The sequence below is a fragment of the Gemmatimonadota bacterium genome, assembly GCA_041390125.1.
Lineage (GTDB): Bacteria > Gemmatimonadota > Gemmatimonadetes > Longimicrobiales > Gaopeijiaceae > JAGQIF01.
Genome location: JAWKQN010000004.1, coordinates 121909 through 141777, shown reverse-complemented (window position 1 = coordinate 141777; position 19869 = coordinate 121909). Strand labels below are relative to the sequence as shown.

The 19869-nt window shown below is 72.8% G+C and carries 12 protein-coding genes and 1 tRNA gene; 8 read left to right on the top strand and 5 right to left on the bottom strand.

Going from position 1 to position 19869, the window contains the following annotated elements:
- Positions 1 to 47 precede the first annotated feature (47 nt).
- Together R3E98_03900 and R3E98_03895 are read left to right on the top strand one after the other, a co-directional pair.
- Complete coding sequence (locus R3E98_03900) at positions 48 to 1667, top strand: D-aminoacylase (GenBank protein MEZ4422526.1); 1620 nt, start codon at positions 48 to 50, stop codon at positions 1665 to 1667.
- A gap of 130 nt (positions 1668 to 1797) precedes the next feature.
- The gene (locus R3E98_03895; GenBank protein MEZ4422525.1) at positions 1798 to 5271 is read left to right on the top strand and encodes a peroxidase family protein; all 3474 of its coding nucleotides are present in this window, start codon (positions 1798 to 1800) and stop codon (positions 5269 to 5271) included.
- 5 nt (positions 5272 to 5276) lie between these two features.
- Here R3E98_03895 and R3E98_03890 read toward each other — a convergent pair whose 3' ends face one another.
- Positions 5277 to 6284 carry a hypothetical protein gene (locus R3E98_03890; protein MEZ4422524.1) on the bottom strand — a complete coding sequence of 336 codons (1008 nt, stop codon included), beginning with the start codon at positions 6282 to 6284 and terminating at the stop codon, positions 5277 to 5279.
- A 398-nt stretch (positions 6285 to 6682) separates the two neighbouring features.
- Entirely contained in the window at positions 6683 to 7918 is a 1236-nt protein-coding gene (locus R3E98_03885; GenBank protein ID MEZ4422523.1) for an endonuclease/exonuclease/phosphatase family protein, read from the bottom strand.
- A gap of 249 nt (positions 7919 to 8167) precedes the next feature.
- On the opposite strand from R3E98_03885, the gene R3E98_03880 reads away from it, so the two are divergent.
- From R3E98_03880 to R3E98_03870, 3 genes are all read left to right on the top strand, one after another.
- Positions 8168 to 8800, top strand: coding sequence for an ECF-type sigma factor (locus tag R3E98_03880; GenBank protein MEZ4422522.1), 633 nt, complete (start codon positions 8168 to 8170; stop codon positions 8798 to 8800).
- Positions 8801 to 8827: 27 nt separating this feature from the next.
- Entirely contained in the window at positions 8828 to 11611 is a 2784-nt protein-coding gene (locus tag R3E98_03875; protein MEZ4422521.1) for a protein kinase, read from the top strand.
- Positions 11612 to 11717: 106 nt separating this feature from the next.
- A tRNA-Ala gene (locus R3E98_03870) sits at positions 11718 to 11790 on the top strand.
- Between the two features lie 32 nt (positions 11791 to 11822).
- Here R3E98_03870 and R3E98_03865 read toward each other — a convergent pair.
- Complete coding sequence (locus R3E98_03865) at positions 11823 to 12116, bottom strand: hypothetical protein (protein ID MEZ4422520.1); 294 nt, start codon at positions 12114 to 12116, stop codon at positions 11823 to 11825.
- Positions 12117 to 12425: 309 nt separating this feature from the next.
- Here R3E98_03865 and R3E98_03860 point away from each other — a divergent pair, with 309 nt between their 5' ends.
- The 3 genes from R3E98_03860 (at position 12426) to R3E98_03850 (ending at position 16256) form a co-directional block, all read left to right on the top strand.
- Positions 12426 to 13019 carry a hypothetical protein gene (locus R3E98_03860; protein MEZ4422519.1) on the top strand — a complete coding sequence of 198 codons (594 nt, stop codon included), beginning with the start codon at positions 12426 to 12428 and terminating at the stop codon, positions 13017 to 13019.
- 163 nt (positions 13020 to 13182) lie between these two features.
- A complete protein-coding gene (locus tag R3E98_03855; protein ID MEZ4422518.1) occupies positions 13183 to 13527 on the top strand; it encodes a helix-turn-helix transcriptional regulator in 345 nt (114 codons plus the stop codon).
- A complete protein-coding gene (locus tag R3E98_03850) occupies positions 13524 to 16256 on the top strand; it encodes an ABC transporter permease (GenBank protein ID MEZ4422517.1) in 2733 nt (910 codons plus the stop codon). Before R3E98_03855 ends, R3E98_03850 begins: the two co-directional genes overlap by 4 nt.
- A 249-nt stretch (positions 16257 to 16505) precedes the next feature.
- Here the strand turns inward: R3E98_03850 and R3E98_03845 are convergent, their stop codons facing one another.
- Both R3E98_03845 and R3E98_03840 read right to left on the bottom strand, forming a co-directional pair.
- Positions 16506 to 17798 (bottom strand): hypothetical protein, encoded by a 1293-nt coding sequence (locus R3E98_03845; GenBank protein ID MEZ4422516.1) that lies wholly within the window; start codon positions 17796 to 17798, stop codon positions 16506 to 16508.
- Positions 17799 to 18528: 730 nt separating this feature from the next.
- A complete protein-coding gene (locus tag R3E98_03840) occupies positions 18529 to 19764 on the bottom strand; it encodes a DUF222 domain-containing protein (protein MEZ4422515.1) in 1236 nt (411 codons plus the stop codon).
- Positions 19765 to 19869 lie beyond the last annotated feature (105 nt).

Sequence of the window (19869 nt, the reverse complement as noted above, 5' to 3'; positions counted from 1 at the left end):
GGGATGGGGCCCAACGTCCCGCAGTCCCCTTCGACCGGAGCTGCCGCATGCATCCGTCGTCGCACCGCTCTCGCCGCGCGCGCCTCGGCGCCGCTGCGCTCCTGTTCGTCGCCGCCTGTTCGACCGGGGAGAGCCCGGAGTACGACCTCGTCATCCGCAACGCGGACGTGCTCGACGGGACCGGCACGGAGGCGGTGCGCGCGGACGTCGCGGTGCGCGGGGACCGGATCGTGGCGGTGGTCCCGGACGGCGTCCCCGCCTCCTCCGCCGGGCGTTCGGTGGACGGGACGGGCCTCGTGCTGGCCCCCGGCTTCATCGACCTGCACGCCCACCTGGATCCCCTGTTGCGTCTACCGGCCTCGGAGAGCATGGCGCGGCAGGGGGTGACCACCGCGCTGGGCGGTCCCGACGGCGGGGGCCCCTTTCCCTTCGGCGAGGCCCTGGCCGAGATCGAAGACACGACCGTGGGGATCAACGTGGGCTTCCTGGCCGGCCACAACACGATCCGCCGGGCCGTCATGGATCTCGACAATCGGGCTCCCACGCCGGATGAGCTGGAGCGCATGAAGTCCATGGTGCAGCAAGCGATGGACGAAGGCGCCTTCGGCATCTCCACCGGCCTGCGCTACCTGCCGGGCGCGTTCTCCGACGTGGACGAGGTGGTGGCGCTGTCGGAGGTGGCCGCCCGCGCGGGAGGCTTCTACACGTCCCACCTGCGCGAGGAGGGCCTGGGGCTTCTGGACGGGGTGGGCGAGGCGCTGGAGATCGGGCGTCGCGCCCGGATCCCCATCGTGCTGACCCACCACAAGGCGGTCGGGGCGCCCACCTGGGGCTCCTCGGTCACCACCCTGGCGATGGTCGACTCGGCCCGGGCGGCCGGGACGGACGCCATGATCGATCAGTACCCCTACGACGCCTCCTATACCGGGATCTCCATCCTCGTGCCGCCGTGGGCCCTGGAGGGCGGGGACGACGCGTTCCTGGCGCGCATGGAGGACCCGGTGCTGGCCGACTCCATCCGGAAGGGGATCGTCTTCAACATCATCAACGACCGGGGCGGCAACGACCTGGCCCGGGTGCAGCTCGCGCTGGTCGAATGGGACCGCAGCCTGGAGGGCCAGACCCTGGCGGACTGGGCCCGGCGCGAAGGCAGGCCCACCACGCCCGAGGTGGGCGCGGAGCTCGTCATCGAGGCCATCCGGCGCGGGGGCGCGTCCGGGATCTACCACGCCATGGACGAAGCGGACGTGGAGCGCATCATGGCGCACCCGCAGACGATGATCGCCTCCGACGGACGGCTCACCCAGCCCGGAGAGGGCCATCCGCACCCCCGCTGGTACGGCACGTTCCCGCGCGTGCTCGGGGTCTACGTGCGCGAGAAGGGCGTGCTCGGTCTGCCCGAGGCCGTGCACAAGATGACCGGCATGCCGGCCGCCCGGATGGGCCTCACGGACCGGGGCCGGGTCGCGGAAGGCGCCTACGCCGACCTGGTGCTGTTCGACCCCGCCGCGGTGATCGACCGCGCCACGTTCGAGGAACCGCACCAGTACCCGGACGGCATCCGCATGGTCGTGGTCAACGGGCGGGTGGTCTTCGACGAGGACGGCTTCCACGACGTGCGCGCGGGCCGGGTGCTGCGCGGGCCGGCGTGGAAGGGAGCGAACTGACGAGGGCGACGGGCACGCCGCGAACGGACGGCGGGATCGAGGGCAACGGCGCGGGATGATCCCAGCCCGGGCCCGCGGGATGATCCCCGCCCGGGCCCGCGTGCGCGTGGAGGCACAAGGAGGTGCTTCCATGTCCACCGACCCCCACGGGACCCCCGGACCGGCGACGCGCACGACGCGCGGCGACTGGATCCCCTCGTTGCTCTGGACGTTCGCCGTGCTGGGCGGCGTCGTCGCCCTGGTGCTCCCGCGCGGCGCCGCCGACGAAGGCATGGCGCGCTCGCTGTCCACCGTCTGGGTGACGCTGCTGCTCCTGGCCGCTGCGTTCGCGCTCGCGCCGGTGCGCACGAAGAGCGCACGCGACTGGGCGCGCTGGCGCGCCGCCTGGACCAGCGCCTGGCTGCTCTTCGGCGTGCACTGCGTGGTCTCCATCCTGGGACCGCTCGGGGGCAGCGTCAGCGCGATGTTCGACACACCGCTGGTCTCCTCTCCCGGATTCAATCTCCTGCTCTCGGCCTGGTGGACCGTGGACGTGGCCCTGGCCTGGGTCGTGGCCGATCCCACGGAGTCCCGGCGCGCCGTCCACGTGCAGCGCTCCGGGCTGCTCGTGCTGCTGTGGATCGCGTTCCTGGTGGCCTCCGTGGTCCAGGGCACCACGACCGCCCGTTTCCTGGGCGGAGCGGTGGGTACGGCCGCGCTCGCCGCGCTGGCCCTGCGTCGGACGCGGCGACCGGTGCTGGGCGCCACGGCCGTCACCGCGGCGCTGGGGCTCGGCGTCCTGGCGGCCTTCCCGTCCTCGCGCGCAGAGGTGCTGTCGCTCGCGAGCTGCGCGGCGCTCGCCTCGGAGGGCTTCCGGCCCGTCGCCACCGGCGCCACCGATCGCTTCACCGGCAAGGTGCAGGACATCACGGCCCGCTGCCGCGGCGGACGCAACGCGGTCGCGCACCGGGACGCACCCTGGGTGGACTGGTCCAACTACTGGGGGGCGGGCGACTCCGCCTCGCTGGGACCGGGATCTCCGCTCCGGCTGCTCTCACCCGCCCGGCGCGGCGTGGACGGCGCGCTGCTGGACCTGGAATACCAGCGCATCGAGCTGATCCGGAACAACCTGTACGACAACGGCGGCACGTTCGACGACTACGTGCGCGGCCGCGACGGGACCCCTGGGCGGGCGTTGGATCGCTGGCCCGAGCTGCGACTGCCGCCGTCGCATCCGGCGTTCGCCCGCGTCGGCGGAGAGGGCGAACAGGTGTGCGGCGGCGAGCTGATCCGCTGGCGCACGCTGACCGGCATCTGCAACGACCTCTTCAATCCGGCGATGGGCTCGAGTGGGATGCTGTTCGCGCGCAACGTGCCGTTCGAGGAGACGTTCCCCGAGCGCGGGCTGACCGAGTTGACGCGCAACCGGCACCAGGGCCGGATCGACCTGCTCACGCCCGACCCGCAGCGCGTGAGCCGCACGCTGTTCACACGCGAGCAGTCGGACGCGGAATCGTGCGGCGGAGGGTTCGGGTCCGCGGAAGGCGCATCCGTCTCCGGCGCTCGCGTCGGTTCGTCCGCCGGCGGGGCGGGCTCCGACGCCGGCGCGACCTCCGCGGAGTCGGCCGTCGCCGGCGGCGGTGCGGACCCCGTGCGTTGCGACTACCAGCCCGCCCCCTTCTTCAATGTGCTGGCAGCGTTCTGGATCCAGTTCATGACCCACGACTGGTTCTCGCACCTCGCCGAGGGACGCAACGCCGACGCGTCGCTGCCGCTCGGATGCACGGACCCATCCATGGGGTGTGATCCCGCCGCGCGGATGGAAGCCGCCCGCATCGCCGAGGACGGCGCGCCACCGACGTTCGATGCGGGGACCGGGACACGCTGGAACCGCGCGCCCGCCGTGACCCGCAACGCGGTCACCGCCTGGTGGGACGGCTCGCAGATCTACGGCTGGGACAGCGTCTCGGTGCGGCGCGTCAAGCGTGATCCCGCCGACCCTGCCCGCCTGTGGCTCCCGGCCGGCACGGATCCCCAGGGGCTGCTGCCCCTGCTCGGCGCGGCGGACCCGCAGGTGCCGGAGTGGCGGGGGCAGGAAGCCACCGCCTTCCCCGACAACTGGTCCATCGGGCTCTCGTTCCTGCACAACGTCTTCGCCCGCGAGCACAACCAGTTCGTGGACGCGTTCCGGGCGCGCACGGCGTCGCACCCCGACGCGGACTCCGGTCTGCGCGATCCGGCCCGACCGGACTCGGTCCTCCGGTACCGGGACGTCGGCGACGAGGCGCTCTTCCAGGTGGCGCGCCTCGTGGTCAGCGCGGAGATCGCCAAGATCCACACGATCGAGTGGACCACGCAGCTGCTCTACAACGAGCCGCTCTACCGCGCCATGAACGCGAACTGGAGCGGGCTCTTCCAGAGCGACCTGCTGGCGCGCGCCACCGAGCGCGTGGTGCGCCGCCTGGTCCGCTCCGACGACGAGGTCGACACCACGCAGTGGTACTCCGTGTTCGCGTCGGGCTCGGGCATCTTCGGGCTGGGCAGCCGCCGCTTCGACCTGACCGAGAACCGGGACGTGTGGAGCCTCGCCGATCCCGAGGACGTCAACGGCGGGGTGAACCACTTCGGCTCGCCGTTCAACTTCCCCGAGGAGTTCGTCACGGTCTACCGTCTGCACCCGCTGGTGCCGGACGTGCTGGAGCTGCGCACGCTGTCGGCGCCGGACCGCATCGGGGAGCGTCTACCCGTGGTGCGCGCGTTCCGGCAGGAGGCCACGGCGGTCCGGGACCGCGTGGGGCTCGGAGACCTGGGCCTGAGCATGGGTCGGCAGCGTCTGGGCCTGCTCACGCTCAAGAACCACCCGGCGTTCCTGCAGAACCTGCCCATGCCGATCGAACGTACGGGAACGGGCCGGCTGGACGTGGCCGCGCTCGACCTGATCCGGGACCGCGAGCGTGGCATCCCTCGCTTCAACGAGTTCCGACGGCAGTACGGGCTGCAGTCGGTCACGAGCTTCGACGACTTCGTGGACGGTCGGCTGCCGCTGGACAGCTCCACCCGCGCGTTCCAGATGCGCCTGGTCGAGGACCTGCGCGCCGTCTACGGTCAGCACACCTGCGACGACACCCTGCCGATCACCGCCGCCGAGGAGCGCGACGGTCGCCCGCTCACGGACTGCCTGGGCCACCCGGACGGCACGGTCGTGGACAATGTCGAGGACCTGGACATGGTGGTGGGCTTCCTGGCCGAGTCCGCCCGTCCGCACGGCTTCGCGATCTCGGAGACCCAGTTCGTGGTCTTCATCCTGAACGCGTCCCGCCGGCTGTTCTCCGATCGCTTCTTCACCTCCAGCTTCCGGCCCGAGTTCTACACACACCTGGGGGTGGAGTGGGTCGAGCACAACGGGCCGGACGGTCCCCAGTGGGAGCCCGAGCTGGTCAACGGCCACCCGCAAGAGGTCTCGCCGTTCAAGCGCGTGCTGCTGCGGACGGTCCCCACGCTCGCGCCCGAGCTGGACGGCGTGGTGAACGCCTTCGATCCGTGGGCGCGCGACCGGGGTGGTTACTACTCCCTGGCGTGGCGGCCCCGGTCGGGGAGAGAGGCGGACGAGGCGTTCCGGCGGTAGGGGGTTCAGATCCCGAGTTGCCCGCGATTGCCCTCCCCCCAGCAGTACACGGCACCGGACAGGGTGAGGGCGCAGGCGTGGTTCGCCCCGACCGATATGGCGGTCACCGGCTCGGAGGGGCCGACCGCCAGGCGCCGCAGTCCACCGTTGGCTTCCTGGCCGTTGCAGTGGAGTTCCGCCGTCAAGGTGATCGCGCAGAAAGATGTCGAGAAAGCGCTCGGTACGGGGAACTGCGAGCTCAGCGATCGATAGCGCTCGCTCCCGCCGGGATAGGTGAGCGGAAGCCCGGGCCCACTGCCCCAACAAACGATCTCTCCATCGCTCGTGGCGCCGCAGTTCCTGTCCAGGCTGTCGAGCGTGAGGCCCGGCGCGACGAGCTGGGGATCCAGTCCCCAGGCACCGCCCCAGCAGTAGGGGGATCCAAGCAGATCCAAGGCGCATACCTGGCTGCCGACCGCGGAGATCGTCCGGACGGCCAGGCCCGCTGCCACGAGAACGGGGGTTCGACTACAAGGAAGGTCGACGAGGTTGCCGAGGATTCCCACCGTGCACTGCTCGGGACCCGGGTCCGTGCCCAAGGCTCCCTCCGTGTTGCGACCCCAGCACCACACCTCCTGCGCCTCCGTTCGCCCACACGTCGCGGCGTCCACCGTGATCTGGGTGAACAGGAGATCGCCGGCGACGGTGTCGGTCGGCGTGACGCGATCCTCGTCCGTGCCGATGCCCAGGACGCCGAGCTGATTCCATCCCCAACACGACGCCTCCCCGCTGTCGCGGAGAAGGCATGCGTGTCGGGCACTTCCCTCGCCACTGACGTTCACTGCGGATACGCCCGTCGTGATCACACGCGGCAGCCAGTGGATCCGTCCCTCGTCAGGGGCGCCTCTGGGGCGCTCCAGCTGCAGCCCCCAGCAGTACAGCGTGCCGCTCTCGCCGACGGCGCAGGTGGACCGGTTCCCCGCGGACACGGCCCGGGCGGGCTCGGGGAGGGCCACGAGGGAGGGGGTCGACACCAATCCGGGGACGACCTCCAGCGTTCCGCTCGCATCACGTCCACAGGGAACGGAGAGGGGGGCACTGCTGCGCCACGCCACATCGTGCACGTCGACCCTCAAGGACGGCCCGTTGCATGGAAAGGATCGGAGCCTGAAGGCGAAGTGCCCGGAAGCGTCGGAGCTCGTCCGGCGAAGGACGTCGAACGACACGGAGGGCGGGAGATCGAACCCGACGCTGGTGACGGCCTTCTGAAGGACGACCACGGCCCCCGCGACAGGGCCGCCGCCTGCCCGTCTCACCTCGCCCGCCACCTCGAAGGTGCTCGCCACGGGCTCCGGGTCGGTGCCGAGGTCGCACGCGTACACGCCGAGACCGCCCAACGCCATCGACAGACGCCCCCACCAACGCATCCGTCTCACGGCTGGGCCAGCAGACCGGGCGGGAACCGCAGCGCAGCCACCAGACCGGCGTGATCGGACGGCCACAGGCCGCCCGGCGTGCGGTCGCGGCGCTCCTCGCCCACGATGTCCGTGCGGATGGCGCCGAGCAGCGCGCCGTGCGGGTTGGTGGGCGCGCCTCGCACCAGGATGAAGTCGATGCGCTCGTCCAGCAGCCCGGGCGGATTCGAGAGATCGGGCAGGTGGCAGCAGGTGAAGCCGCCGCGGGGACGCCGACCCTGCGACTCGAGCCAGACGTCGGCGAAGCCCGCGTCGCGCAGCACGTCGTACGTGGGCGTCCACGACGGAGCGCCGGGATCCGCGGCGGCGTCCGAGTTGAGGTCACCCAGGACGTAGGTGGGCCCGCTCCCACCGGCCAGCATGGCCAGCAGCTCGGCCGTCTGTCCGGCCTGCACCGGGGCGAGCGCCTGCCCTTCGAGGTGGGTGTTCACCAGCTCGAAGGGCCGGTCGCGGTCGGCGGCCCGAAGGCGGATCCAGCCCCGCTTCAGGGTCACGCCCGGCGCCAGCGTGATGGTGGTGGCGTAGTTGCCCTGCGTGACCACGACGTCGTCGAGGTCACGGTCCACCAGGAGCGCGATCCGGTCCGTGAACCGCAGCAGACCGGTCACGGCACCCGCCTGCAGATCCAGCTCGATCGGCAGGACGACATCGGTGTTCTCCTGCACCCAGAGGTCGTACTCGAGACCGCGGGCGGTGAGCGCGCTCTCCAGGAGGGCGACGTAATCCAACACGCCCGTCGGCTGGAATGCGGCGTCGAGCGTGATGAAGCGGGCGACCTCCTGCAGGCCCACCACCTCCGGCCGATTGCGGGCGATCTCCTCGGCGATCTCGGCCGCCCTCGCGGCGAAATCGTTGGCCTGCACCGACGCCCACACCGTGGCCGCCGCCCCGGTGACGGCCGCGATGTCGCTGAAGTCGACGGCCAGGACCGGGGCCACGTCCCCTCCGAGGTAGACATTGCGCGTCATGAGACGGAGGGCCCGTCCCGGTCCGCCACTCCCGTGCTCCGCGACCTCGAGCGCCGGTGCCTCCGAGACGGACGTGGGAGGGTGCTCACAGGCGGCGATCGCGGCGGCCACGAAGAGGAGGGGCGTCAGGCGGTACGGCCGGGCCCGCGGCGGGCGGTCGGATCGCCCTGGAAGACGGAGGAACGCGAGAACGGAAGCATGCCGGAGGGTGCGGGGTCGCTGCATCGGTGACGCTCCAGTCGCGGGTGGACCACGTCCCGGTTACGGAAACGGAGGCGGGAGTGGACCATCCCGGGCCGGCTACGTAGGCTGGGCGTCCTTCCTACGTCATCCGGGGCGGGCGCATAGGCTGCCGGACCGCTGTCGGGGCCCAGCGCGGGAGCGCATCATACGGGCAAGCAGCGAACCGGGGCGGTCCCGGGAGCTCGGGCGGCTCCGCCCGGGACCGCACCGCTGGCCCCCAGGAGGTGCGCGATGACCCCGTTGCGGCAACCCGTTCCCGAACCCGACGCCGAGCGGACCGATCCGCTCTTCGACCGCTTCGGCGAGGACGACCGGGCCGCGCTCGACCGGACGGCCGATCTGCTCTATCTGGAGCTGTTGCGGTTGGCCCGCGCCCAGCGCGCACGCTGGCAGGGCGACGAGACGCTCGGCACCACGGCGCTCTGTCACGAAGCCTACCTCAAGCTGGCGGGCGTGCAGGCCAGCGACTGGCGCAGCCGGGCCCACTTCCTCAGCGTCGCGGCGCGCGCGATGCGGCAGATCCTCATCGATTACTCGCGGGCGCGGCGCACCGGCAAGCGCGGGGGGGAGTGTGCGCACCTGTCCCTGGAGGACGTGGAGGCCCTGCTCCCTTCGGGGTGGAGCGCGGAGGAGGACCGCTGGGATGCGCTCCTGACCCTGGAGGAAGCGCTGCGGAGGTTGGAGGTCGAGAGCCCGCGCCATGCGCGGGTCGTGGAGTGCAAGTTCTTCGGTGGGATGACCATCCGCGAGACGAGCGAGGCGCTCGGCATCGCCCCCACGTCGGTCAAGCGCAGCTGGACCCTCGCCCAGGCCTGGCTCCACCGCTATCTCGCGCGGGCGGGGCACGAGTCCGAGCCGAGTTGACGCAGGCGTCCGGCGCCGCCTCCGACGATGGCCACCGGGAAGTGGGACCGGCTGGAAGCGCTTTTCCACGAGCTCTCCGGACTGCCCGCAGACGAGCAGCGCCGCCGACTGGCCGCGCTCGCGCGCACGGCCCCGGCCGACGCCGCCGAGCTGACCGCGCTGCTCGCACACCAGGCCCGTGCGTCGGAGTGGTTCCGGGCCTCGGCCCCCTGGATCGGCTCGGACGACGAGATGCCGGGCATCGAAGCCGGCCCGGACCCGCTCGTGGGGCGCCAGGTCCTCCACTACCGCGTGGACGCCCCGCTCGGGCGCGGCGGCATGGGCGTGGTCTACCGCGCGACCGACGTGCGCCTCGGCCGGGCCGTGGCGCTCAAGTTCCTGCACCCCGGACGTATCGGGGACGAGGACGCCCGCGCTGCGCTGCTCGGGGAAGCGCGGGCCGCCGCCGCCCTCGACCACCCCCACCTGTGCACGATCCACGACGTGGGGGAGACCGAGGACGGGCTGCTGTTCATCGCCATGGCCTACTACGAGGGGCGGACGCTCAAGACCGTCCTGAAGGCCGAGGGCGCGCTTGCGCCGGAGCGGGCGCTGACCATCGCCCACGCGGTCGCGAGCGGGCTGGCCGCCGCGCATGCGGCGGGCGTGGTGCACCGCGACGTCAAACCCGCCAACGTGCTGCTCACGGCCGCCGGCGATGCGGTCAAGCTGCTCGACTTCGGCATCGCGCACCGCTCCCGCACCACCACCCGGTCCGGACCCACGACCGCCGGCACGCTGGCGTACATGTCTCCGGAGCAGCTGGCGGGCGGCGGCACCGACGCCCGCACCGATCTGTGGGGTCTGGGCGTCACCTTGTGGGAGATGCTGACCGGGCAGCGCCCCTTCCGCGCAGCCTCCCGCCTCGAGCTGGTGGACACCATCGAGCTGGACGCGCCTGCGCTGTCGCCCATCCCGGCCGACGTGCCTGCGGGAGCGGTGACGCTGGTTGCGTCGCTGCTGCGCAAGGACGCGGCGGAGCGGCCCGCGAGCGCCGGGGAGGTGCGCGACGCGCTCGCCGCTCTTCTGGCCCCCCCGCCGCCCCCCGCCGAGAGCGCGGCCGAGGCGCGCAGCCGCCGGATTCCTGTGGCGGCGTTGAACGTTGCGCTGATCGTCCTGGCGCTGGCCGCCGCGGTGGTGCTGGTCCGGGTGGCGCGCGACCCGACGGTCCCCCGCGACGCCCCGACCCACAGCTTCCGGATCCCGGCCCCGGGTCCCCTCCTGTCGTGGTCCTGGATCGATCTGTCGCCGGACGGGCACCTGCTCGTGCACGCCGCGCCCGGCACGGGTGCCCTCGGGATCCAGGACCTACGCACGGGCGAGCATCGCACGCTCGTGGGCAGCGAGGGGGCGCTCAATCCCTTCTTCCATCCGGACGGCCGCCGCGTCGCCTATCAGCGGGGCACCGGGCTGGCGCTGGAGCTGGCGGACGTCTCCGGCGCGCATCCGGCGCGTCCGCTGGGTGCCCTTCCCTTCCAGGCGGAGGGCATGACGTTCGTGGACACTGCCCGTCTGGTGGTCGCGGATCGCGCCGTCGGGCTGAGGGTCGCCCCGGTCGGGCCCGCCGGCACACTGGGGCCACTCCGCTCCCTGACGTCCACGACCGCGCTCGGGCACCTCGGGCATGCCCACCCCCACGCCATCCCGGGACGCGACGCGGTCCTGTTCGAGATCCGCCGCTCCGATGGCATCCGACTCGGCGTCGTCGACCTGCGGGACGGGCGCGTGCACGAGCTGGACGTCCCGGGCCAGACGCCGCGCTGGGCGGAAGGTCAGGTGATCTACACCGCGTTCGCGGAGCTGCATGCCCTCCCGTTCGACACGGCGACGCTCCGGCCCACGGGGCCGCCCCGTGCGCTCGGGCTTCCGGTCAACGCCCGCAGCAACGCGCGGGACTTCGCGCTGGCGGGCCGGCGCCTCGCCTATCTGGCTCCGCTCTCGGACGATCGCCGCCTCGTGGAGGTGGACCCGGCCGGGCAGCCTCGACCGCTCGTGCGGCGCTGGCAGACGTTCCTGCATCCGCAGTGGTCCCCGGACGGGCGTTCCCTCGTCTACGTCAACCGCGTCGCACCCCGGCCCCTGGAGATGTTCGTGCTCGACCCCGCGTCGGGTCGGCTCACCGGTTTCCAGCGCGAGCGGCAGGCGCAACGCCCGCTCTGGAGCGACGACGGCGACTCCCTCGTGTTCACCGGGATCGACCCCGCGCGGGGGGGCGCCGCCGTCTTCAAGCGGGCCTCCGACGGCGGCGGCGCGGAGCGCGTCGTCGTGGGGGGCGGCAAGGTGGCCGTGGCCACCTCCCGCGATGGGCGCTGGGTGGTGTTCCGCGAGCTCGCCACGGACCGCACGCGCGCCCTGGACCTGCGGACGGAGGATACGCTGGAACTGTCGCCGTACGGAATCGACGGCTACGTCTCGTTCGCGCCGGACGGTCGGAGGGTCGCGTACACCCGTACGGTGGCGGGAAACACGACGGTCTTTGTCCGCAGCTTTCCCGCTCTCGCGGATCCGGTCGTGGTCTCGTCCACGACCGGTCGAGATCCTCGGTGGGGACGGGACGGCACCGAGCTGTTCTACCGCTCAGGTCCGGACGTCGTGCGCGCACGGCTGGTCTCCGAGCCCGGACTGGCCGTCGCCGAGCGCACCACCCTCTTCTCGGCACCGTACGATGTCGAGAGCGGTTGGGACGTCCACCCCGGTGGGCAGCGCTTCCTGTTCGTGGAGGCGCGCCAGGACAGCGCCACGGTGGTGGTGCGCCCGCTCCCCGCGGGATGAGTCGGCGGGTGCGGCGCGCGTCGATCCCCACGTGCCGCACCCCCCCCCACGGATCCGCCCGCGGCCGTTCCGCCCTTCCCCGTGCGGGGCTAGCTTATGCCCGCACGGGGCCATAGCTCAGCTGGGAGAGCGCCGGCTTTGCAAGCCGGAGGTCGTGGGTTCGATCCCCACTGGCTCCATTGGGGGAGAGCGCCACGACCCCCCTGTCCGATCAGATCAGCGTGAGCGTACCGCACGCCACCACCGCGCGGCCTCCACCGGTCAGGGCATAGACTCCCTCGCGGTGCCGGTGCTCCACGAACCCGGCCCAGTAGCTCGACTCCCACGGGTTGCCCCGCTGCTCCCAGATCCAGGTCGAGCGCCACCGGTCGGCGATCAGCGTCCCGGAGAACCCTCCCCCGCTGAGGGTCCTGGGGCAGTCGGCCCACTCCTGCGCCTCGAGGCGCGCGGAGCTGCCGGCGAGGCCGAACAGCGTACAGGCGAGAATCAGGGCGAAGCGTAGCATCGGGAGTCCTCCGGTGGGGCCGGTCGGCGCCGGCATGATTCGATGCCGGAAGCTCGACGGCGGCCCCGGGCCCTCCGATGGCGGCATGCGCCTTTCGCGCGACCCGACCGGACGCGACGCGCGGATCCCAGCGGAGGGCGTTCGTGCCCGGTCTACCGCACCGCCCGATCGTTGGGAAACGGGCTCGAGCGGGGTACCGGGCTTCCGGGCCGCCGGACCCCGTCTCCCACGGACGCGGTACAGGGAAGCAGGTCCCCCGCGGGTCACGACGCGCCCCGCTCCATCGCCGCGTCCTGTCGAGGAGGACCCTTGGCCGCCCCCACGTCTCCGCGCCGTCCCTCCCGGTCCCACACGAAGGAAGTCCGCCTGCGCTGTCCGGGCCGGTCGTCGCTCGCCGGCACGCCCCGTCCAGGACGCAGGGCCTTCGGGCTTGCGACGGCCGCTCTTCTGGGCATCGTCGCCGCGCCGCTCGCCGCCCAGACCGGTGTCACGCTCTCCGGTGCGGTCGTGCCCTACGACCTGTCCGGCACGGGCGTCAGCGCCTCGGGCGCGCTCCGGGTGGACGTCCCGGTGCGGCGCATGCTGTTCGTCCAGGCGGGAGCGGCGTACTTCAACTACGAGACGCAGGCCGACGAGCGTGTCGGGCTCCTCATCCCCGAGGTGGGTGTGGTGGTGCGACCGTCGACCCTCCCCCTCTATGTCGCGGGGGGTCTGGGCTACGCCGTCGGGGTGCGCGGCAACGCCGGGGACGATCCCACCCTCTGGGCCGCGGTCGGCCTCCAATACGGCGTGGCGGACGGGTGGACGGTGCGGCCCGAGGCCCGCATCCGCGTGGTGGACCCATGGGTCGGGTCGATGGTGGAGCTGTCGGTCGGCCTCCAGCGCTGGTTGAGCCCGGCCTGATGACCGAGGCGCGCGGCCGGCGACGCCGGACCACCGGTCCGCTCCCGCCCCCTTCGGCTACCGTCCCGTGGCCGCGTCCTCCGACCGTCCCGTGTGCCGGGCCTTGCGATCTATCCGCGCTGGATATATCCATGATGGACACATCCAGCCTGGACGGTCCTCGATGCAGTCCCCGGACGACGCGCTCCCCCTCCGCCCCGCGGCCTTCCACATCCTGCTGGCGCTGACCGCCGGCGACCTGCACGGGCTCGGCATCGGCGACGAGGTCGAACGGGTCTCCGGCGGGGCGCTGACCCTGGGGCCCGGCACGCTCTACCGCACGCTCGACGAGATGCGCGGCGACGGATGGATCGAGCGCGCGGAGGTCTCCGGAGCGGACGAAGACCCCCGGCGCAAGCACTATCGCCTCACCCGTGTGGGTCGCCGGGTCCTCGAGGCCGAAGCGGCGCGGCTCGATCGACTCCTCGCGCACGCACGCGCCCGACAGGTGCTTCCGGAGCGCGCATGAGCCCCGCATCACGTCCGTCGTCCCGCCTGCTGCGCGCCTGGCTGCGTCTGTACCCGCGCCGCCTGCGCACCGAGTACGGCGACGAGATGGTGGCGCACCTGGAGGCGCGGCTGCAGCGGGCCCGCTCCGAAGGCCGCGCAGCGGTGGCCCGCGTCTGGACCGGCGCACTCGCGGACGCAGCGCGTACGCGGGCGCGCGACGTCGTGGACCGCACGCTCCGCCGCAGCCCGATCCACGCTCCGGTGCCGCGCCGCACCCGACTCCACACCCGTCCCACTCCGGGAGAACGCATGGAATCGCTGCTCAAGGACGTCCGCTACGCGGTCCGGCGCCTCGCGCGCACACCCACGTTCACGCTGGGCGCGCTCGCGCTCATGACGCTCGCCATCGGCGCCACCACGGCCGTCTTCGCGCTCGTGGATCAGCTGTTGCTCAAGCCACCGCCCTTCGCCGAGCACGAGCGCGTGGTCCGCGTCTACCAGGACTCGGACGAAGGCGACCCGTCCTCCAGCTCCTATCCCGCCTACCTGGACATGGCCGCGACCGAGGGGCTGTTCACGTCGGTTGCCGCAACCACCCCCGCCACCGTCCAGATGGAAGTGGGCGACGTCACCGAAGCGCTCGCCATCGAGTTCACGACGAGCACCTACCTGGAGACGGTGGGGTTGGCGCCGGCGGAAGGACGTTGGTTCGATCGGGACATGGACCAGGTGGGTGCGGGCAACTTCGCCGTGGTGAGCCACCGCGCCTGGCGCACCCGCTTCGGCTCGGCGCCCGACGTGGTCGGGCGGACGCTGCGCCTGAACGGACAGCCGACGCTCGTGGTGGGCATCGGCCCCGAGGGGTTCAACGGCGCGCTGGGGCTCGTGACGGATGCGTGGCTGTCCATCTCCTCCGTGGCCGTGGGCGGCCCCTACCGCGTCACCAACCTGGAGCGGCGGGAGGACCACTGGTACCAGGTGCTGGCGCGTCTGGCCGACGGCGTCTCCCTCGACCAGGCGCAGACCGCCATGACCGCACTGTCGACCCGGCTGGCGGAGGCGTTCCCCGAGCTGAATCGCGGACGCGACATCACGGTCTTCGCGGCCGCGGACGTGCGCATGCATCCCCAGGGCGATGGTGAGCTGCGCCGCATCGGCACGCTGCTCATGGCGGTGGTGCTGCTGGTGCTCCTCCTGGCCACGTCCAACCTGGGCGGCCTGCTGCTCACGCGCGCCGTCGCGCGCAGTCCGGAGGTGGCCGTGCGCCGCGCGCTGGGGGCGTCGCAGGCACGGGTTGCGCGTCTGCTGCTGGTCGAGGCCGTCCTCCTGACCTGCGCCGGTGGATTGGCCGGCTTGGGCTTTGCCGCCTGGCTGCTGTCACTGCTCCCCACCACGGACTTCGCGGGCGCGCTGCCCGGCACCGTCACCGCGCCGCTGGATCTGCGCGTGCTGTTGTTCGCGCTTCTGCTCATGGCCGGGACGGGGCTGTTCTTCGGCGGCATCCCTGCCCTGCAGGTCCGGCGCGGCGATCTGGCGCACGCGTTCCGCTCCGGTCGCTCCGGCGCCAACACGGGGCGCTCCCGCTTCCGGGACGCGCTGATCACCGTGCAGGTGGCCGTATCCCTGGTGCTCGTGGTCGGCGCCGGCGTCATGGTGCGGAGCTTGTCGAGCTACGCGCGCATCGACCCCGGTGTCGACGCCGAGCAGCTGGCGTTCCTGAGCACCGACTTCGCGCGCGCCGGGATCGGCGACGACGCCCGGGCGGCGGCGCTCCTCGATCTGACCGAGCGCTTCACCGCTCTTCCCGGGATCGAGTCGGTGGCGTTCGCCAACGCGCTCCCCGTCCGCGGGGGTCCCTCCACCACGACCGTCGTGGAGGGCTATCAGCCCGCCGCCGGCACGGGATCGGTGGAACTGCCCTTCGTGCTGGTCAGCCCGGCCTACTTCTCCACGCTCGGCATCGCCGTGCGGGAGGGTCGCGTCTACACCACCGAGGACGTCGGCGCCGGCGCGCCCATCGTGGTGGTCAATCAGGCCGCGGCGGACCGGTTCTGGCCGGGCCAATCCGCGCTGGGCCGCCGCCTGCGCCCCCAGGGCTCTCCGGACGCCTGGCGGCGGGTGATCGGCGTGGTGGCGGACGCCAAGGTGGCCTCGATGTCCGAGCCGGCCACGCCGCAGATCTACTACGTGCTCGGCGAGTCCGGGCTCAACACGCCGTACGTGTTCGCACGCACGACCGGCGCACCGGAGGCCGCGCTGGGTGTCCTGCGGAGCGGGCTGCGCGAGCTCAACCCCGCCTTGCCGGTGCTGGCCCTGAGCACCATGGAGGAGCACGTGGGCGCGTCGCTCCAGGGCTCACGGATGACGGCGAGCGCGCTCGGCGCCTTCTCGTTGCTCGCCATCCTGCTGGCCTGCATCGGCGTGTACGGTGTGGTGTCCGTGGCGGTGGCCAGCCGTCGTGCCGAGATCGGCATCCGGATGGCGCTCGGTGCCGCCCGTGGTCGCGTGGTCGGCATGATGATGCGCCAGACGGCGCTCACGGTGGGGCTGGGGCTGCTGCTCGGCGGTGTGCTCGTGATCCTCGCGGCCGGGCGGATCCAGCCCTTGCTGTTCGGGGTGCGCATCCTGAGCGCGGGTACGCTCCTGCCCGCCCTGTCGGTCCTGCTGGTCGCGGTGGGGCTGGCCTCCTGGCTGCCCGCGCGCGGCGCGGCCCGTGTGGACCCCTCGGAGGCGCTCAGGGCACAGTAGGCCGGCGCCAACCCTCGCGGAGCCGCACGGCTTCGCTGGAGCCGGGCCGGTCGGGGTGTCCTCCCGGTCGGGGTGTCCTCCCGGTTGGGTGTCCTCCCGGTTGGGGTGTCCTCCCGGTTGGGGTGTCCTCCCGGTTGGTCCATCGGGGCCCGAGCGGCATCTTCGTGCCCGCCGGTGGTATCCGACGACTTCGGGCTCGGGGCGGGAGCCCGGCCTCCTCGCGCCTCGGCCGAGACGGCGGCTCCCTGCTCAGGGCCGGAGCCGCGCCACCTTGGACGGCACGCCCGGCGAGGCCCCGTACGCGGCCCACACCTCGCCCCGCTCCTCGTCGATGTCCAGGTGGCGGACCAACGCGCCTTCCGTCGGGAGCGGGTAGGCGCTGAAGCGCTCGCGGACGGGATCGAAGGACAGCAGCACATCGCCGTGCCCGGTGCCGAGCCACACGATGCCGGTGCGCTGATCGACCCGTACGACGTAGGGCAGCGCGTCCGAAACCGGCACGTCCCACTCCGTGAACGTCTCGGTGCGCGGATCGAAGCGCGCGAGCTTGCCGGCGGAGTACTCCGGGATCCACACGGTCCCGTCGGGCGCCACGTCGGGGCGACGCGGGCCTGCGTGCGGCGTGGGGAGCTGCCACTGCCGGACCGCGCCGGATTCCGGATCGAGCCGGATCAGTCCCCCGCCGCGGAGCTGCGTCGCCCACACGATCCCGTCCGGAGCGACCCGCAGGCCGTACGGGATCGTGCTCTCACCGGCCGGCGTGTCCGAGTCGCGCGCCCGTGGCACCGTGTAGCGCCGGATGTCGCCCGTCGCGGGATCGAGCGAGCCGATGACCTCGGGATCGACGGTGAAGTGCCCGTTCCACCAGACGAGTCCGTCCGCGGCCGCCACGATCGAATGCGGGTAGGCGCCGAACCGCCACGATTGCCACTGCTCGGTACGCGGATCGTAGCGGGCGACACCGCCCGGCGCGCCGAGGAGCGCGAGCCACCGTCCCTCGGCATCGATGTCCAGCGCGCGCGGATTGGCGTTGGTCACCGGGATCGGCACAGTCGCGAACGTGCCCTGCTCCGGATCCAGGCGATACATGCGGTGCGTGAACATCCCCGTGATCAGCACCGATCCGTCCGGATGCACCATGAGGTCATGCGGGAGGTCTCCGGGCTCCGGCACCGGGTACTCGCGCAGGTCGCCCGGACGCGCGGGCCGCAGCGCCGGGTCGAGCGTCGGCATGCCGGGAGGCGCTGCGAACGCGCGCTCGAGCCACGCACCGAGCACGGCCGGCTCCGGCCAGGACGAGATGATGGGAAAGCCGGTGCCCTGCCCGAAGAGACCCAGCATCTTCTCGATGGAGGCGCCCCAGGCGGCTGCGTTCCTGGGCCGACCCTCGGCGTCGCGCACCCACCGCTCGTTCCACACGTGGCATCCGGTGCAGTCCAGGATGAAGCGGCGCTTGATCTCGCCGTCCGGCAGCAGACCCAGCCAGGCGGAGCCCGGTAGCGCTGCGCGCGTCGCGCCTGGTGGTGTCGCGTGCGCGGACACGGACAGGCCCGGGGGAGCGGCCGCGGACGGAAGCGTGTGGGCCACTGCCGCCCGTCCCGGGGGAGCGGTATCGGAAACTGAGGCGTCAGCGATTGCCGCCCGTCCCGGGGGAGCGGCGTCGGAAACTGAGGCATCAGCGATTGCCGCCCGTCCCGGGGGAGCGGCGTCGGACGAGGGTGTGCGGGCAGTCGCCGACGGTGCCGCCTGCGCGGCGGCGGACGCGGTTGCGTGCGCGGTGTCGGGCAGCGACACGTCCCCATCCATGGTCGCGCCCGCGTTCACCGTCTCCGGCAGCACGCTCCCGACCGCGGCGGTCGCCACCAGCGCGCACGCCAACGCCCCGCTTCGCATCCCTGGACGCATCCGCACCCCCAACCGAGAAGTAGACCGCTACGAATCACCCGAGAGCCGTCCTCGGAGGCCCGCGGCGCGTACCTGGAGCGCCCGGATCCGGCGACCCGGAGACGCACTGCGTCCAAGCTCAGATGGGTGCCGACAGGCCACGGGTTGCTTCAGCGCCGGCTCGCCCGGCCGCTTCGGCACCCGCAGGCGGGCAGCGCGTGGATCCGCCGCGATCTGGCGCTTCGTTGCGTTCATACCGGCAGGCGGCGGCTTGCTGCGCCACAGGCCGTCGGCCGCTTGCTTCGGTTCGGGCGACGAGGTGTCCAATCGCCCTGTCCCCTCCCGACGGCGGGTGCCACGCCAGAGCAGAGCACGACCCACCGGGCCATCATGGGTCGTGGCGGACGTCGCGGATGCCGAGGGCCTCCTTCATCCGTCGCAGCTCCTCCTCCGTTCGGCGCTTGAGCGGAGGGAGCTGGGGCAGCACATGACCGCGGGGGTCGTAGAAGACAGCCCGCCGTGCACCGTCCAGCTCGACGCGGAAGCCCTCCTCGTGTAGCAGCCGGTGATGCACCCGGCACAGCAGCAGGAGATTGTCCAGCGCGGTGGGTCCGCCCTGCGCCCAGTGCCGGACATGATGCGCGTCGGTGAAGCGGCGCCCACAGCCAGGAAAGCGACACCCACCGTCGCGGATCTCGAGAGCACGGCGCAGCGCGGGTGGAATGGTGCGTGTGCGACGCCCCACATCCAGTACGTTTCCGCGCGCATCGGTGGCGAGGCGGACCAGGCCGGCATCGCAGGCCAGGCGCTGCGCAGTGGCGGGCGTGAGTCGGGTGCCGTCTGCCAGCTCGGCCAGCGGCACGCCCGGATCGGCACCGGACCGCCCCGACACCTCCGCGGCAACGTGGGGGCGCGGGTCGGCCGACAGTTCCGCGGCAACGTGGCGTGCGTCGGCGGACATCTCCACGGCAACGCGGGGGCGCACGTCGGCATGCACTTCCGCGGCAACGCGGGGGCGCGCGTCGTCGTACCCTTCCGCGGCAACGTTGGGGCGCACGTCGACCGACACCTCCGCGGCAACGTGGGGGCGCGGGTCGGCCGACACTTCCGCGGCAACGCTGGGGCGCACTTCGCTCTCTATTGCCCCGGTCTCCCCCGGGACCGCGTCGGCCCGCAACGCGGGCCCCTCCACGTGCAGCACCACCTGGTAGCGCTCCGCCCGCGTCCCGCTGATCGGTGCGTCCGGTCCCCCTCCCTCCAGGTCCAGGCCCGCGGCCAACGCCCGCTCACACAGCAACCCCATGGCGTCCGCCCGCCGCTGCTCCGGTGTGGCCGGCTCGGTGTCCGCGACGTCCGGTCCCTTCCAGTACAGCGCGTCGGCCGCCGCCTCCAGCGCACGCATCAGCAGCGCCGCGACCTCCGGCTCCAGCCGGCCACGCACCAGATACATCCCCTCCTCGTCCGGGAAGACCGACAGACACCGGCTGCGGTGGCGGAGCCGCTCGCGCTCCGCATCGTCCCGGCAGCGCTGACCGGCCCAGCGCCGCAGGGCACGCTCCAGCTGGTGCGCGGTGCGGGTGTGCGCCAGCGCCAACAGCTCCTCCTCGTCGTCCACACTCGCCACGCGCGTCAGCGCGCACCTTGCTGAAGGACAGCTCGCCCTGCGCCATCGCAGCGCCGATGGCCGGCAGATCCTCGAGGGCGCGCGCCGCGCCACCTTCCCGCGCGG